The organism is Chitinophaga fulva, from assembly GCF_012927205.1.
GTDB lineage: Bacteria > Bacteroidota > Bacteroidia > Chitinophagales > Chitinophagaceae > Chitinophaga > Chitinophaga fulva.
In genome coordinates, this window is the sequence record NZ_JABBGC010000001.1 from 30,904 (window position 1) to 46,385 (window position 15,482).

The following is a 15,482-nucleotide window of genomic DNA, read 5'->3' on the forward strand; positions in this document are numbered from 1 at the left end:
TGTATGATGATTAATTCATGGCAAAGGTATGAACGAACTGATATAACTTTGTAACCAGTATAACAGAGTATACCAGTATGACAGACAAAAAACGATTGGAAGAAATTGCCGAAGTGCTTAGTAACCCACGCAGTCAGAAGGACGAGTTACAGGCATTGCAGGATACGATTTATGTTATCGGGGGAAAATGGCGGTTGCCCATTATCAACGCCATCTGCAATGGCCATAAACGTTTCCGGGAGATAGAGCGCAGCATTCCAGGCATTACCACGCGTATGCTTTCACGGGAATTAAAAGAGATGGAAGCGAATCAGTTGATCAAAAGAACGGTCATACCTTCCTCCCCGGTGATGGTAGAATATACCGCTACCAGCTATTGCCGCTCCTTCGGGGATATTATTCTGGAGATGATCAAATGGGGGAAGGCACACCGGAAGAAGATTATCAGGAAGCCGGAGAAGGAGTAGTGGAGAGCTATACAGCGGGTAGATAGTGGCAGGCGCAAGGACTACCGGCCACTATCGCCCTGGCAAAGAGTTAGCCAGAAATTTATAATTTAAAAGCCCCTGTCAGACACACCCTACTGTCGGGCGGGGCTTAGATATGCAGGATGGATCATAACTATCGCAACCATCGCATTTGGTATCCCTTAAGCGGGCACCACGAACATTACTTTGTTCTTCAAAATTCAGATGGGTCAGTGCTACTTTTTTAAGAGAGACTTTTTTCTGCAAAAAAGCGTTTTTCTTTTTCATAACATGCGTATTGGATTAACATTAAAGGGAAGCTGGAATGCTGCATGAGACTTACAGCTACAGTAAAGGCCGGAGATGAATGTTGGTTCAATATCCCCAATCATACACACACCACGGTGCGGTGAGGCCTGGTCGGGCAGGATGGGTCATAACTGTCACAACCTTCACATTTGGTATCAAAGGGTCTCGCGCCGGCAACACCACCACGAACAACGTTTTGTTGTTCAAAATTCAAATTGGCCAATGTTACTTTTTTAAGGGAGACCTTTTTCTGTAATTCAAGGTTTTTCTTCTTCATAACATGAGTATTTGATGATTCTTAAAGATACGCTGAAGTGCTGCACAGGACTTGCAGTAGCACTGGAAACCCAGGCAGTACAACAGGTTCCGCCATCACAACAGGGGCGACACTCGAGGTCATCGGGGTAGCTGTATTGAGGAATATGTTATAAGAAATTCAGGGCAACAAAAAAGCCTGCATCATTTGCAGGCTTTTAATTTTTCTTGTACCACGTACGGGAATCGAACCCGTGATTCCTCCGTGAAAGGGAGGCGTCTTAACCCCTTGACCAACGCGGCGTTTCCGTTTTGGGATTGCAAAGATAGGGAATAGTTTTACATCACAAAATTTTTTTCAAATATTTTTTCGGAAGATGATCAATTTATTTGTGAATCAACCCGGCAATCAGGTTGATGGTTAATGCCATCACAAACGTATTGAGCAAATAGGATATCAGTCCATGTACCAGCACCGTACGCCGGATAATACGGTTCCCGATTTCCACATCGGATACCTGAAAAGTCATCCCGATCACAAATGAGAAATAAGCGAAGTCCAGGTAATCAGGATATTTCTCCTGGGGAAAATCGAGCCCGCCTGCGTGACGGGTACTGTCGTTCTCATCATCATCATAAAACAGATGGGCATAGTGAAAGCTGTACGTGGTATGTACCAGCGCCCAGGAAGAAAGGATGCCGATGATGGCCACCGGCAGGTAAATAATCGGTTCGGCCGGTTCGTTGGACACCATGACCAATGCAACAATGATCATGCTGGCAAACGAAGACACCAGCAGAAAAGTGGTCACGAAAGTACGGCTGCCATCATCCATACGTGCCCATGCGCGAATTTCAGGCACCTTACGCCGCACAAATACCAGCCAGGCGGTAGCGATGTAGGAGAGCGCAAAAACATCCCATAAAAGCACGGAAAACACCAGGGGACTGATGGGCACGCGGCATACTTGCAGTATCGCCCAAACGAGCGCTGTAAGGCCCAGACTGATCATTATACGCCGTAAAGGATAAAGGGGGAGCACATCTTTGAGCATTCTCCGTTTTGCCATAAAGTTGCCGGTTTGAGATATATGCTACTAAAAATAGCATTTTTTATACAGGGTATGAGTGCCGTATTTTATTAGCCCATTGCCCTGTGTTGTAATAAGACTTTCTTTTTCATCACCCGCAGCCATTTGGTCATCACGCCGATGCGGCGTCTGCGTTTGGGCATTTTGGGATTTTTTCGCCAGCCAGGGTACCAGAAACGAACGTTGGGCTCCCCATGCCGCCTCAAGCCATGTGTAGACCCGAGATCTATCTTGCAAATCTCCGCCAATGTGAAGGCATATAAGACAATATCATTCCCATGCATAGACAACATCGGGTGTCCTGGTTCGTCGATCATCATAAAACGATGGCTCCATACCGGAAAAATCCGGGAAATACCTCTTGCTTTTGCGATGGCCGGTGTGATGCGGCAGCTATCATAAATCCACTCAATCTTACTATGGATACGGTCTATATCCCGGGGGTAAGAATAAATCCTGTAAGATTCCCACGTGTTACCATCTTCATCAGTGTTAATATAGGGCCTGTCCAGCCCATTCATGGTCCGATAAAAATTACGCAACGGTTCCGGAAAAGAGAACCCCATTTCTTTTTCAAATGCCTGTAATTCTTCTTCTGAAAGACCCGGTAGCCATTTGGAGCCTGGGGCCGCAGAGGCAAAGGGATCATCGGGTGCAACTTTAGCCCATGTTGCTTCTGTTTCGGCTTTTAAATGTTCAAAAAAGGCAAGGGAATTATTTGGTTTCATGATAGCAGAGCGAATAAAAAACTTATTTCAAGGTATCGCTTATTTCCGGTAGCCGGGAAATACAGGTCGCTGAAAAATAGCGGCAGTATTAAAACATAAGAAAGAAGGGAAATGTATATCCACCTGATACAAAATAAAAAGCCGATCATAATGATCGGCTTTTCTTCGTACCACGTACGGGAATCGAACCCGTGATTCCTCCGTGAAAGGGAGGCGTCTTAACCCCTTGACCAACGCGGCGTATCGTTTTGGGATTGCAAAAGTACACTATTGTTTTATATTTCCAAAAAAAAATTTGATAACTCAAATTTCTATTGATTAATAAACGCATTGATTGTAAATTCGCTCTCGATTTTTTCATACTCAAATCACGACAAAAAATGGGAACTACTCTCAAAATTGGTATTAATGGATTCGGCCGTATTGGTCGTCTGGTATACCGCCAGATTTACAAAATGCCCGGCATTGATGTGGTAGCTATCAATGACCTTACCAGCCCAACCGTGCTGGCGCATTTGCTGAAATACGATTCAGCGCAGGGTAGGTTTGATGCAGAAGTTAAACATTCCGAGAACGCAATTAATGTGAACGGCGAAGATGTGAAGATATATGCACAAAGAGACCCGTCTCAAATTCCCTGGAAAGAGCATGATATCGACGTGGTGATCGAGTGCACCGGCTTCTTTACTGATAAAGACAAAGCTGCTGCGCACCTGACCGCTGGCGCGAAACGTGTTGTAATTTCCGCTCCTGCTACCGGTGATCTGAAAACGATCGTTTTCAACGTAAACCACGAACTGCTGGATGGCAGCGAAACAGTTATCTCCTGCGCTTCCTGCACCACCAACTGCCTGGCTCCGATGGCCAAAGTTCTGCAGGACCAATACGGTATCGTTACCGGCCTGATGACTACTGTGCACGCTTACACCAACGACCAGAACACCCTCGATGCGCCGCATCCAAAAGGTGACCTGCGCCGTGCCCGTGCTGCTGCAGCCAACATCGTTCCTAACAGCACCGGCGCTGCTAAAGCAATCGGCCTGGTACTGCCTGAACTGAAAGGTAAACTGGACGGTAACGCTCAACGCGTACCAACCATCACCGGTTCCCTCACTGAACTGACTACCATCCTGAGCAAAAAAGTAACAGCGGAAGAAGTGAATGCAGCGATGAAAGCAGCTTCCAACGAATCCTTCGGTTACACTGAAGATGAAATCGTAAGCTCCGACGTCATCGGTATCCACTACGGTTCCCTGTTCGACGCTACCCAGACTAAAGTAATTTCCGTTGGTGATCACCAGCTGGTTAAAACTGTGTCCTGGTACGATAACGAAATGAGCTACGTATCTCAGCTGGTTCGTACTGTGAAGTACTTCGCCGGCCTGATCAGCAAATAATCAGATCGTACTCCCGGCAGTGATGTACTGCCGGGATACTTTTTACATTCCGCGGAACAACTACACCATAGCAGCAGATAGGCCAGATCAATTTGGTTGACACTCGCTTTGTGCTGTTGCCCCGCGGTTTTTTTATGACTAAACCCTTTCTCTTAAATCGCTACATATGAGCAAATTCTCCGACTATAATTTCAACGGCCGCAAAGCCCTGGTCCGCGTGGATTTCAACGTTCCCCTGAACGATAAATTTGAAATTACGGATGACACCCGTATGCGGGCTGCCGTTCCGACCATCAAAAAAATCCTCAAAGATGGCGGCGCTGTCATCCTTATGTCCCACCTCGGCCGTCCGAAAGATGGTCCTACTGATAAATACTCTTTAAAACATCTCGTATACCACCTCATCAAACTGCTGGGCGGTGTTACCGTAAAGTTTGCAGCTGACTGCGTAGGCCCTGTAGCCGAAAAAGCCGCTGTCGACCTGAAAATGGGAGAAGTGCTGCTGCTGGAAAACCTGCGTTTCCACAAAGCAGAAGAGAAAGGCGATGCATCTTTCGCGGAACAACTGGCCAAACTGGGCAACGTTTATGTAAACGATGCTTTCGGTACCGCCCACCGCGCACACGCCTCTACAGCCGTTATCGCTCAGTTCTTCGCCAAACCGAACCGCATGTTCGGCCTCCTCATGGAAGCGGAAGTAACCAACGCGGAAAAAGTACTCAACAACGCAACGGCTCCATTCACAGCCATCCTCGGTGGCGCCAAAGTGAGCGACAAAATACTGATCATCGAAACACTGATGGACCGCGCCAATAACATCATCATCGGCGGTGGTATGGCTTATACCTTCCTCAAAGCACAGGGCAAGGAAATAGGCAACTCCCTCTGCGAAAATGATAAACTGGACCTCGCGAATGAACTGCTGGAAAAAGCCCACACCAAAAACGTTAAACTGATCCTGCCTGTTGATTCTGTTGCAGCGGATAAGTTTGCTGCCGATGCAGCCACACAGGTGGTTTCCAACGATAACATCCCTGCCGGCTGGATGGGCCTCGATATCGGACCCGCTTCCGTAGCTCTCTTCAACGAAACCATCCAGGCTTCAAAAACCATCCTGTGGAACGGTCCTATGGGCGTTTTTGAAATGGAAGCTTTCCAGAAAGGTACCAAAGGTGTTGCGGATGCAATCGTGACCTCCACTGCCAATGGCGCGTTCTCTCTCGTTGGCGGCGGCGACTCCGTAGCGGCGGTCAACCAGTTCGGTCTGGCCGACAAAGTAAGCTACGTGTCTACCGGTGGCGGTGCTATGCTCGAATTCTTCGAAGGCAAAACACTGCCCGGCATCGCAGCCATCTGATTGTAACAAATCATCAAACATAACAGCATTACGGATTTGCAGGGAAAAGGATTCACATGCCCTGCAAATCCGTATTTACTTTTACAATTCACCTTATGAAAAAACGCCTCCTCCTCTACCCTGCTATCATAGGTGTGTTCGGGGTTTTGATATGGGTCATCCTCGAACAGGGAAGGCTGCTGCCTGTAAAACAGGTCCAGCCCGTTGCCACCGCTGCCACTGCAACGCAACATACTGCCTCAACCAGCGACTGGTGGCAATACCTCGACAACCTGAAACATCCCCTGAGCCTGCTCCTGTTGCAGATCATCGTGATCATGCTGGTAGCCCGCCTGTTTGGTATACTGGCCAATAAAATAAAGCAGCCGGCAGTGGTAGGAGAAATCATAGCGGGTGTATTACTGGGGCCTTCCTTGCTCGGGTGGACCATGCCCTCTTTTTCGGCTTTCCTCTTCCCGGCTGAGTCCCTGAAAACGCTTCAGTTCCTTAGTCAGATAGGCCTCGCCTTCTTTATGTTCATCGTAGGCATGGAGCTCGATATCAGCAAAATCCGGAACAAGGCGCACGATGCTGTCATGATCAGCCACGCCAGCATCATCGTGCCCTTTTTTCTGGGCGTATGGCTGGCTTATTATCTCTTTACCGACTTTGCGCCGGCCGGTGTCAGCTTCCTCGCTTTTGCGTTGTTTATGGGCATTGCAATGAGTATTACGGCTTTCCCGGTACTGGCACGCATTGTACAGGAGAGGAAACTCACCGGCACCCCGCTGGGCACCATGGCCATTACCTGCGCTGCCGCGGACGATGTGACAGCCTGGTGTATCCTGGCAGTAGTGGTGGCCATAGTAAAAGCCGGAGGACTGGTCAGCGCGTTGATTACGATAGTGCTGTCCGTCGTTTTTGTGGCCGTTATGCTGAGCGTTGTAAGGCCCTGGCTCGTCCGCACGGTGAACAGGCATATTGCCCGTGGGCGTCAGAAAGCAGCTATTTCGGCGGTTTTCCTGACTTTACTGCTCTCAGCCCTTGCTGCGGAAGTAATCGGCATACATGCGCTCTTTGGCGCTTTCCTGGCGGGTGTTATTATGCCACAGGAATCTGCTATCAAACAACTGTTGACAGATAAACTGGAAGATGTGAGCGTACTGCTGCTGTTACCGATATTTTTTGTGTTTACCGGCTTGCGTACCCAGATAGGTTTGTTGAATGAGAGCCATCTTTGGGCTATTTGCGGGATGATCATGCTGGTAGCGGTAGCAGGCAAATTTGGCGGCAGCACCCTTACTGCCCGGCTCATGGGGCAGTCGTGGCGCCAGTCTGTTTCTATCGGCGCGCTGATGAATACCCGCGGCCTGATGGAACTGGTGGTGCTCAATATCGGCTACGATCTTGGTATCCTGTCACCCGGTATCTTCGCCATGTTGGTACTGATGGCGCTGGCTACCACCTTTATGACCGGCCCGTTGCTGGACCTCGTAGCTTTCAGCGAAAGGAAAAAAGGATTACTGGCGGCGTAAAACATACAGGCGTTCCCGTAATAGCGCCGGTCTGTGGGCAAGGCATTTCCAATGTTATAACGCCACCGGATATACGTCATCTTACACAGAAAAGAAACCATAAAAAAACCCGTGCTGGAAATACCAACACGGGTTTTTTATTTTCTTTTATAAGATGAACTACTTTTTGTGGGTAGTTTTCTTTTTAGCCTTATGTTTTTTGACAGCAGTATGTTTCTTAGTGCTGCTGTGTTTTTTGGCGCTGGTAGCGGTAGTTGCCTTTTTGGCCGATGTGGCTTTTTCAGCAGGCATTTTAGCCGGAGGCGGGAATTTGGATTTATCCACCCCTACTGCTTTGTCGTCCAGTGTCATTTGAACAGACTCTTTCAGCATCTCGTCTTTTTCAGCCAGGAACAGCTTCATTTTTTCTTTCGGGATGCGCAGGTCATAGTTGTTTTCAGCGCTGGACATTGCTTTGGCAAAACCCGGATTGTAACGGTCCAGTTCACCTACAGACATTTCCAGTTTTTTGGCGATAGCCTCGAGGCGGTATTTACCGGTAACATTGATTTCCACACTGCTGTAGATTTCATCTTCTGTCAGCGGACCTCTTGAAACAGCAGCGGCAGCAGCAGGAGCGCTGGTATTATCCGCTACAGGCATACCGGGTTCATCGCTCACACCGAAGAAGTTGTTGAATCGATCGAGGATATAACCGGTTGCAATAAATTTATACACGTGGTTACGGGATTCTGCGGGCAGGAAATACTGCATACCCCAGAAATCTTCACGACCACTGGCCTTCATAGCGCGTTGTACGCCACCAGGGCCACAGTTGTAGGCAGCTACTACCAGCAACCAGTCATCAAACTGTTCGTAAAGTTTGTTCAGGTACTGGGCGGCAGCCAGGGTAGATTTGTAAAAGTCTTTACGTTCATCTACTTTTTTACCCACGCTCAGACCGAAGATGCGGGCGGTACCGGCCATAAACTGCCAGGCGCCAACGGCTCCTACTCTGGAACGTGCATTGGTATTAAAGCTGGATTCAATAACAGCGAGATATTTCATCTCTTCCGGAATACCATGTTCACGGAAGATTTTTTCAACCATGGAGAAATAAGGCTGGCCTCTTTCAACCATGGTCTGCAGATGCTGACTGTACCGGGTAGCATAGTTATTTACATAACCGGCCACCAGGTTGTTGTTGATCTGTTCATACACTTTAGCGCTGCGAATGTTATTAGGCAGGCTTTGGGCAGCTTTTCTCACTGCCATAGTGGTGGGAGAAGGCGCTACAGAGTCTTTCGGCAAATGTACTTTGCGGAATTTCACTGTAGTGTCGGGCGAGACCAATGGTAACGCCGTCTCTTTAGGTACACTGTTGCTACCCATTACTTCAACACTTCCCAAACTCAATGCTGGCAACAGCAATAGTAAAAAGATTTTTCTCATACAATTTATTTTAAACAATCGACGCCCTGTCGGTTGCCATCAATTGATGGGCAATTTGTAGCAAGGCCGCTTCGTCAAACTTCTTTGTGATGATCTGTACACCGTATGGCATTCCGTTTGAATGCCGGCCCAATGGCACTGAAATGGCCGGGACCCCTGCCAGATTAGCCAGTACCGTGTAAATATCTGCCAGGTACATGGCAATTGGATCTTCTGTTTTCTCTCCTAGTTTAAAGGCTGTCGACGGCACCGTTGGCATTAAAATGGCGTCGAACTCTTCCAATATCTCGTTTAGCTTGTCTGTAACTAATCTCCTGACTTGTTGTGCTTTGGTATAGTAAGCGTCGTAATAACCTGCGCTCAACACAAAAGTCCCGAGTAATATACGACGTTTTACTTCTTTACCAAACCCTTCTGATCTGTTTTTTTTGTAAAAATCGATCAAATCGAGGTTTTTCTCATTTGTCCGATGTCCGAATCTGACCCCGTCGTAACGCGATAGGTTGGAGGATGCTTCTGCTGTTGTCAGCACATAATAGGCAGGGACCACATAATCGAGGTAGTCAAAACCTTTACCGGTAACGGTATGTCCTGCATCTACCAGGCTTTCAAAGAGGTCTATATAGCCATCCTTCATTTCAGCATCCAATCCTTCATGGTACTGGGCATCTCTTAAATACGCAAATCTGTGACTTTTATTGTGTGACAGGCTTTGCTGGTAATCAGGGACTTCCCGCTGGGCGGCTGTACTATCAAACTCATCAGGTCCTGCGATCACCTGCAGAACTGCTGCCACATCTGCAATTTCCTTGCCGAAAATGCCTATCTGATCAAAGGATGAGGCATAAGCCAATAGGCCATGACGGGAAATGCGGCCGTACGTTGGCTTCAAACCGATGATCCCGCAAAAATCCGCTGGTTGACGAACTGAACCGCCTGTATCGCTACCCAAACTAACCAGACAAAGGTCAGCCTGCACAGCTACGGCGGAGCCCCCTGATGAACCTCCCGGCACCCGGGTATTGTCCAATGCGTTCAGGACAGGCCCATAAGCCGAATTCTCATTAGTAGACCCCATCGCGAATTCATCGCAGTTGAGGTTGCCAATAATGATCGCATCGGCAGCCAACAGCCTTTCTACAGCTGTGGCGGAATAAAGCGAAGTAAACCCTTCCAGGATCCTGGAAGCGGCACCTACATGATGGCCTTTATAGCAGATCACATCTTTAATACCTACCACTACTCCTGCCAGTGCGCCTACCGGTTGACCGTTCTTAATCCGTTCATCCAGTTCCTGCGCTTTTGTCAGGGCTTCCTCCTCATATACTTCCAGGAAGGCATTTAAATGTTTTAACTGCGCTATCCGGTTGAGATACAGATGTACCTGTTCCGTACAGCTTGTACTGCCGGCGTATAATGCTTTATGGAAAGAAGTTATACTGCTGAATTCAGTCAAAGCTAAATCAGTTAAAATATTAAAATCAGGGACAGTATGTGCTACGCCAGATTATGCGTTGTGTTGAGCATCAGTTGGCTTCGTGTCGGTAGTAGCGGGTTGCACGGGCTTTTCCTTCATACCTTCTTCAATTTCCTGGCGCACATTGTTTTTGGCGTCATTGAACTCACGGATACCTTTACCCAGTCCCCGCATCAGTTCAGGGATTTTCTTGCCCCCGAACAGCAGTAATACCACAACGGCAATCAACAGCAGTTCGGACATGCCGATATCCTGGAGAATCAAAAATGATGGTTTTACAAAAACAGCAGTCATCTTCTCAAATGTTTGTTTAAGTTATCTACGATAGTCGACAAAGATAGCTTATAAAATCCGCTTTTTCACCCGTTGGGGTTGTTAAAAGCACAGATTTAATAGCATTTTAAGAACACGAAAAAAGCGGAACCATACCGGTCCCGCCTGTAACTAATTTCCCTGTATTTTATACTAAACCCTTTTTTCTTTGATACGGGCTTTCTTACCAGCACGTTCACGCAGGTAGAAAAGTTTCGCTCTTCTTACTTTACCTACCTTGTTTAATACGATACCATCGATATTAGGAGAGTAAAGTGGGAACAGTCTTTCCACACCAATACCGTCAGAAATCTTTCTAACAGTGAAAGACGCAGTAAACCCTGTACCCTGGATTTTCACCACATCACCTTTAAAGGACTGAATCCTTTCTTTATTACCTTCCACGATTTTATAATTGACAGTGACGTTGTCGCCTGCTTTAAACTTCGGGTACTGTTTTTTAGCTGTCAGTTGTTCGTGAACAAACGAAATTGCGTTCATCTTTCAAATATTTATGGGAGTGCAAAAGTAAAACAAGAAATGGCATTTACCAAATTAAATCAGGAATAAATGTTGAGATTATCCACCTTTTTTCCGGACTCATCTGTGGAAAACACAGACATTGCCATTTATGTCATCTTTAAGTGATTAATTTACAATAAGTCAGGTCTGCGGGCCTGGGTTCTTTCCACTGCCTGCTGATGCCGCCAATCTTCGATTTTTTTATGGTCGCCGCTTAGCAGCACATCAGGCACCTTCCAGCCCCGGAACTCTACCGGCCTGGTATACACCGGCGGCGCCAGCAGATTGTCCTGGAAAGAGTCAAACAAAGCGCTGGTCTCATCGTTCAGCACACCAGGCAGCAACCGCCCGATGGCATCCACGAGCACCGCAGCGCCCAGCTCTCCGCCGGACAACACATAGTCGCCGATGGAGATCTCTTTGGTAATGAAATGATCGCGGATACGCTGGTCAATACCTTTGTAGTGACCGCATAACATCAACAGGTTGCCTTTGAGCGACAGCTGGTTGGCCATCTGCTGGTTGAGCGTCTCCCCGTCAGGCGTCAGGTAGATGATCTCATCGTACTTTACCTTGGCCTGCAGCGACTCGATCGCATTGACGATCGGTTCCAGCATCATGACCATGCCGGCGCCGCCGCCAAACTGATAATCGTCGACCTGGTTATGCTTCAGGCTGGAATAGGCCCTTAACGGGTGTACATGTACCTCCAGCATTCCTTTTGCCTGCGCCCGCTTCATAATGGAATGGGACAGCGGGCTCTCCAGCAGCTCCGGCAGTACTGTAATGATATCTATTCGCATAAATGATAATGCTTTGGCCGCCCCATGGGCACGGCTGCTAAATATTTGTGTATAATTCCACAAGCCCTTCCGGCAGATCGAGGTGTACCACCTGGTTTTTGCGGTCTACCTTCACGAGTGACTGCTCATTAACGGGCAACAGTGCCTCTTTGCCTTTGATCTGCACTTTTACCAGTACCTGCATGGGCATTTCGATCACCTCTTCCACTGTTCCCAGCGGCCCATGGTGGGCATCTTCCACAGCAAAGCCCAGCAGGGCCAGCGGTGAAGAAGAGGCGGTTTGTGCCTTAAAGTCTTCTTCCTGGAGGTATATCTGCCCGGGCAGCAGCTTTTGCGCGGCTTCCTTGGAGTCTATGCCTTCGAGGCGGACATATACGTGCTCTGCGTCTTTAACCGTCACCTGCTGCAGGAAATAAGGGATAAAGCTGTTTTTCCTTTCTTCCAGGAAAATAGCTGTCACGCCTTTGAGGGACGATCTTTTGCCGAGGCTGTGACGCACCAGCAGTTCGCCTTGTAATCCGTGCGCAGACACCAGTTTTCCTATGCTGAAATAATTATTCATCGTAATGAGAGAGTCCTGCCATGAAATTAAAAAAGGAAATATTTGCGAATGCAAACATTTCCTTTTTCAGGTATTGTTAAAACGTTGCCGTTTTATGCTTCTGTACCTTCTTCTGCTGCTGGAGCGGATGGAGCTGCAGGAGTGTCTTCTACCTTTCTAACGATAGGAGCAGCTACTCTTGCTTTTCTGTGACCGTCACGGCGGGCAGATACTTTCTGTTCGTGTTCAGCTTGCCATTGTGCAAATTTCTGGTAAGCAGTAGGCTCGTCGAACAGGTTCAGGGTAACACCTCTTAACAGGTGTTTCAAATACAATACACCTTTGAAAGACAAGATCCGTCTAACAGTATCGGTAGGCTGAGCGCCTTTCTGCAACCAACGCAATGCTTTTTCAGTATCGATGTTGATGGAAGCCGGAACCGTTAAAGGATTGTAAGTACCGATTTTCTGGATGAATTTACCATCTCTTGGAGCGCGAGCGTCAGCCACTACGATAAAATAGAAAGGCCTCTTCTTAGCGCCATGTCTCTGCAGTCTGATTTTTACTGGCATAAATAAGTCGAGTTATTTTTTGCGAGTTAGGAAATATTGTTTAATTAGGGATGCAAATGTAACCTTCTAATTGGTATTTGCAAAAAAAAGTTTGCGAAGCCGTTTTTTTTATTTTACCAGCCCTCTTAAACCCTTGCCACCAGCGCCAAATTTGTTCATCATCTTCATCATCTGGCGCATCTGTTCAAATTGTTTCATGAACTGGTTCACGTCCTGGATGTTTTTGCCGGCGCCTTTAGCGATACGCTTACGGCGGCTGCCGTCGATGATGTCCGGGTTGCCACGTTCATCCGGTGTCATGGAGTTGATCATGGCTTCGATGCCCTTGAAGGCGTCGTCGCTGATATCGAGGTCCTTTACGGCCTTGCCTACACCGGGGATCATGCCCATCAGGTCTTTCAGGTTACCCATTTTCTTGATCTGCTGGAGCTGTTCCCGGAAGTCGTCAAAGTCGAACTGGTTCTGGCGGATTTTTTTCTCCAGCTTTTTAGCCTGCTCTTCGTTGAACTGGGCCTGGGCACGTTCCACGAGGGTGGTGATATCACCCATGCCGAGGATACGCTGGGCCATACGTTCCGGATAGAACACGTCGAGGGTGTCCATCTTTTCGCCCATGCTCACGAACTTGATTGGCTTGGTAACGGTGTAACGGATGGTCAGGGCCGCACCGCCGCGGGTATCACCGTCCAGTTTGGTAAGCACCACGCCGGTAAAGTCCAGCCGGTCGTTAAACGCTTTGGCGGTGTTAACCGCATCCTGGCCGGTCATGGAGTCTACCACGAACAGGACTTCCTGTGGCTTCACGGCATTTTTCACGTTGGCCACTTCGGTCATCATCACCTCGTCCACGGCCAGACGACCGGCGGTATCGATGATGATGATGTTATTGCCATTGGCTTTAGCGTGTTTGAGCGCATTTTCAGCGATCTGCACGGCATTTTTATTTTCGGGCTCGCTATACACTTCCACGCCGATCTGTTCACCCAGCACTTTCAGCTGGTCAATCGCCGCCGGACGGTAGATGTCTGCTGCTACCAGCAGGGGTTTCTTCGCCTTTTTGGATTTGAGGAAGTTGGCCAGTTTACCGGAGAAGGTGGTTTTACCCGAACCCTGCAAACCAGCGATGAGTATAACGGAAGGGTTTGTTTTGATATCAATTTCGGCTTCGGTGCCGCCCATCAGCTCTGCCAGTTCGTCTTTCACGATCTTTACCATGAGCTGTCCGGGAGAGATGGCGGTCAACACCTTTTCTCCCATGGCTTTATCCTTTACTTTATCAGTAAATTCCTTGGCTATTTTGTAGTTCACGTCCGCATCCACCAGTGCTCGGCGGATTTCCTTAATGGTGGTGGCAATATTGATTTCCGAAATACGGCCTTCCCCTTTAAGCTGCTTAAACGCGGAATCTAATCTCTCTGATAATGATTCAAACATTGTTGATATTTTAAACGGACAGCAAAATTATTGTTTTCGGGTGAGAATATGTCAAGAATATTGGTATTCCCAAGAATCTTGGAACTGTTCCCGCAGTGGAGGCCCGTTGCGCCGGAGACCGGAGTAAAAAAATAGCGGAGACAGGGAGCTGTTTCAGCTCCTGTCTCCGCCAAAGCGTTTATTTCCAACAATTCTAATCTAATCTAGCATCTGGAAGGCAGTTCCTGCCTTCATATGAACCATCAATTCGTCATTCGAACTGACTATCCCAGGTAGTTCCGGAGCAGTTTGCTTCTGGAGGTGGTCCTGAGTTTGGTAATGGCCTTGTCTTTAATCTGGCGTACCCTTTCGCGGGTGAGGCCGAATTTTTCCCCGATATCTTCGAGGGACATCGGATGTTCCACGGCGATGCCGAAGTACAGCATGATCACATCTTTCTGGCGGTCTGTGAGGGTAGACAGTGACCTTTCGATTTCCCGGCGAAGGGAATCATGATGGTCCAGTTCCTCGTCAGCGCTAACGGCGTTTGGATTTTCGAGCACGTCCAGCAGGGAGTTGTCTTCCCCGTCAATGAACGGTGCGTCCATGGACACGTGGCGGGCAGCTACGCCGAGAGTGGCTTCCACTTCATCAGTATTGATTTCGAGGATAGTGGCCAGTTCATCGGGTGACGGCTCCCTTTCAAATTCCTGTTCCAGCTGGGAATAAGCCTTGCTGATCTTATTGCTGAGGCCTACTTTGTTCAGTGGCAGCCTTACGATCCTGGACTGTTCAGCCAGTGCCTGCAGGATGGATTGACGGATCCACCATACGGCGTAGGAAATGAATTTAAAACCGCGCGTTTCATCAAAACGTTGAGCAGCTTTAATTAACCCCAGATTGCCCTCGTTGATCAGATCGCTGAGCGACAGACCCTGGTTCTGATACTGTTTGGCAACGGATACCACAAAGCGGAGGTTAGCTTTCGTCAGCTTTTCCAATGCTCTCTGATCGCCCTGCTTGATGCGGATAGCGAGATTTACCTCTTCTTCCGGCGTAATTAAATCCACCTTCCCAATCTCCTGCAAGTACTTCTCCAGGGACTGAGATTCCCTGTTGGTAATGGATTTAGTGATTTTAAGTTGGCGCATTGACATAGAGTCGGAACAGTTACAGGTTAAGAAAAAGTTAAGATTTGATGAATGCCTGACAAAAATAACTTTTTTTAGAAGCCGACCAAAAAAAATCTGTCGTTTTTAAATCATTTCCAAATAAAATCGATTGATCTTTAAG

Annotated in this window: 17 protein-coding genes and 2 tRNA genes; 4 read left to right on the forward strand and 15 right to left on the reverse strand. The window is 47.9% G+C overall.

What is annotated here, in order from left to right; genetic code table 11:
• Positions 1-77 precede the first annotated feature (77 nt).
• Entirely contained in the window at positions 78-467 is a 390-nt protein-coding gene (locus HHL17_RS00120; RefSeq protein WP_169222805.1) for a winged helix-turn-helix transcriptional regulator, read from the forward strand.
• 102 nt (positions 468-569) lie between these two features.
• On the opposite strand, the gene HHL17_RS00125 is transcribed toward HHL17_RS00120, so the two are convergent.
• The 6 genes from HHL17_RS00125 to HHL17_RS00150 form a co-directional block, all read right to left on the reverse strand.
• Positions 570-755, reverse strand: coding sequence for a class I lanthipeptide (locus HHL17_RS00125; protein WP_169222806.1), 186 nt, complete (start codon positions 753-755; stop codon positions 570-572).
• 100 nt (positions 756-855) lie between these two features.
• Positions 856-1,053, reverse strand: coding sequence for a class I lanthipeptide (locus tag HHL17_RS00130; protein WP_169222807.1), 198 nt, complete (start codon positions 1,051-1,053; stop codon positions 856-858).
• Between the two features lie 209 nt (positions 1,054-1,262).
• Positions 1,263-1,334, reverse strand: a tRNA-Glu gene (locus HHL17_RS00135).
• A gap of 83 nt (positions 1,335-1,417) precedes the next feature.
• Positions 1,418-2,101 (reverse strand): DUF1345 domain-containing protein, encoded by a 684-nt coding sequence (locus HHL17_RS00140; protein WP_240975054.1) that lies wholly within the window; start codon positions 2,099-2,101, stop codon positions 1,418-1,420.
• 71 nt (positions 2,102-2,172) lie between these two features.
• Positions 2,173-2,850, reverse strand: coding sequence for an SMI1/KNR4 family protein (locus HHL17_RS00145; RefSeq protein WP_169222808.1), 678 nt, complete (start codon positions 2,848-2,850; stop codon positions 2,173-2,175).
• A gap of 168 nt (positions 2,851-3,018) precedes the next feature.
• A tRNA-Glu gene (locus HHL17_RS00150) sits at positions 3,019-3,090 on the reverse strand.
• 140 nt (positions 3,091-3,230) lie between these two features.
• On the opposite strand from HHL17_RS00150, the gene gap reads away from it, so the two are divergent.
• From gap to HHL17_RS00165, 3 genes are all read left to right on the forward strand, one after another.
• Positions 3,231-4,247 carry a type I glyceraldehyde-3-phosphate dehydrogenase gene (gene gap / locus HHL17_RS00155; RefSeq protein ID WP_169222809.1) on the forward strand — a complete coding sequence of 339 codons (1,017 nt, stop codon included), beginning with the start codon at positions 3,231-3,233 and terminating at the stop codon, positions 4,245-4,247.
• A gap of 166 nt (positions 4,248-4,413) precedes the next feature.
• The gene (locus HHL17_RS00160) at positions 4,414-5,604 is read left to right on the forward strand and encodes a phosphoglycerate kinase (RefSeq protein ID WP_169222810.1); all 1,191 of its coding nucleotides are present in this window, start codon (positions 4,414-4,416) and stop codon (positions 5,602-5,604) included.
• 95 nt (positions 5,605-5,699) lie between these two features.
• Positions 5,700-7,118, forward strand: a complete 1,419-nt coding sequence (locus tag HHL17_RS00165; protein ID WP_169222811.1) for a cation:proton antiporter domain-containing protein — start codon at positions 5,700-5,702, stop codon at positions 7,116-7,118.
• A gap of 159 nt (positions 7,119-7,277) precedes the next feature.
• Here HHL17_RS00165 and HHL17_RS00170 read toward each other — a convergent pair whose 3' ends face one another.
• From HHL17_RS00170 to HHL17_RS00210, 9 genes are all read right to left on the reverse strand, one after another.
• Positions 7,278-8,549: a lytic transglycosylase domain-containing protein gene (locus tag HHL17_RS00170; RefSeq protein ID WP_169222812.1), complete on the reverse strand. Its 1,272-nt coding sequence runs from the start codon at positions 8,547-8,549 to the stop codon at positions 7,278-7,280.
• A 10-nt stretch (positions 8,550-8,559) separates the two neighbouring features.
• The gene (gatA, locus tag HHL17_RS00175; protein ID WP_169222813.1) at positions 8,560-10,005 is read right to left on the reverse strand and encodes an Asp-tRNA(Asn)/Glu-tRNA(Gln) amidotransferase subunit GatA; all 1,446 of its coding nucleotides are present in this window, start codon (positions 10,003-10,005) and stop codon (positions 8,560-8,562) included.
• Positions 10,006-10,056: 51 nt separating this feature from the next.
• On the reverse strand, positions 10,057-10,290 hold the full coding sequence (locus tag HHL17_RS00180; protein WP_240975055.1) for a Sec-independent protein translocase subunit TatA/TatB: 234 nt from the start codon (positions 10,288-10,290) through the stop codon (positions 10,057-10,059).
• A 201-nt stretch (positions 10,291-10,491) separates the two neighbouring features.
• Positions 10,492-10,839 (reverse strand): 50S ribosomal protein L19, encoded by a 348-nt coding sequence (gene rplS / locus HHL17_RS00185; RefSeq protein ID WP_169222815.1) that lies wholly within the window; start codon positions 10,837-10,839, stop codon positions 10,492-10,494.
• A 152-nt stretch (positions 10,840-10,991) separates the two neighbouring features.
• Complete coding sequence (trmD, locus tag HHL17_RS00190; RefSeq protein WP_169222816.1) at positions 10,992-11,663, reverse strand: tRNA (guanosine(37)-N1)-methyltransferase TrmD; 672 nt, start codon at positions 11,661-11,663, stop codon at positions 10,992-10,994.
• 37 nt (positions 11,664-11,700) lie between these two features.
• On the reverse strand, positions 11,701-12,225 hold the full coding sequence (rimM, locus tag HHL17_RS00195; protein ID WP_169222817.1) for a ribosome maturation factor RimM: 525 nt from the start codon (positions 12,223-12,225) through the stop codon (positions 11,701-11,703).
• Between the two features lie 92 nt (positions 12,226-12,317).
• Positions 12,318-12,776 (reverse strand): 30S ribosomal protein S16, encoded by a 459-nt coding sequence (rpsP, locus tag HHL17_RS33895; protein ID WP_169222818.1) that lies wholly within the window; start codon positions 12,774-12,776, stop codon positions 12,318-12,320.
• A 108-nt stretch (positions 12,777-12,884) separates the two neighbouring features.
• The gene (ffh, locus tag HHL17_RS00205; RefSeq protein ID WP_169222819.1) at positions 12,885-14,210 is read right to left on the reverse strand and encodes a signal recognition particle protein; all 1,326 of its coding nucleotides are present in this window, start codon (positions 14,208-14,210) and stop codon (positions 12,885-12,887) included.
• Positions 14,211-14,473: 263 nt separating this feature from the next.
• A complete protein-coding gene (locus HHL17_RS00210) occupies positions 14,474-15,340 on the reverse strand; it encodes a sigma-70 family RNA polymerase sigma factor (RefSeq protein WP_078670220.1) in 867 nt (288 codons plus the stop codon).
• Positions 15,341-15,482 lie beyond the last annotated feature (142 nt).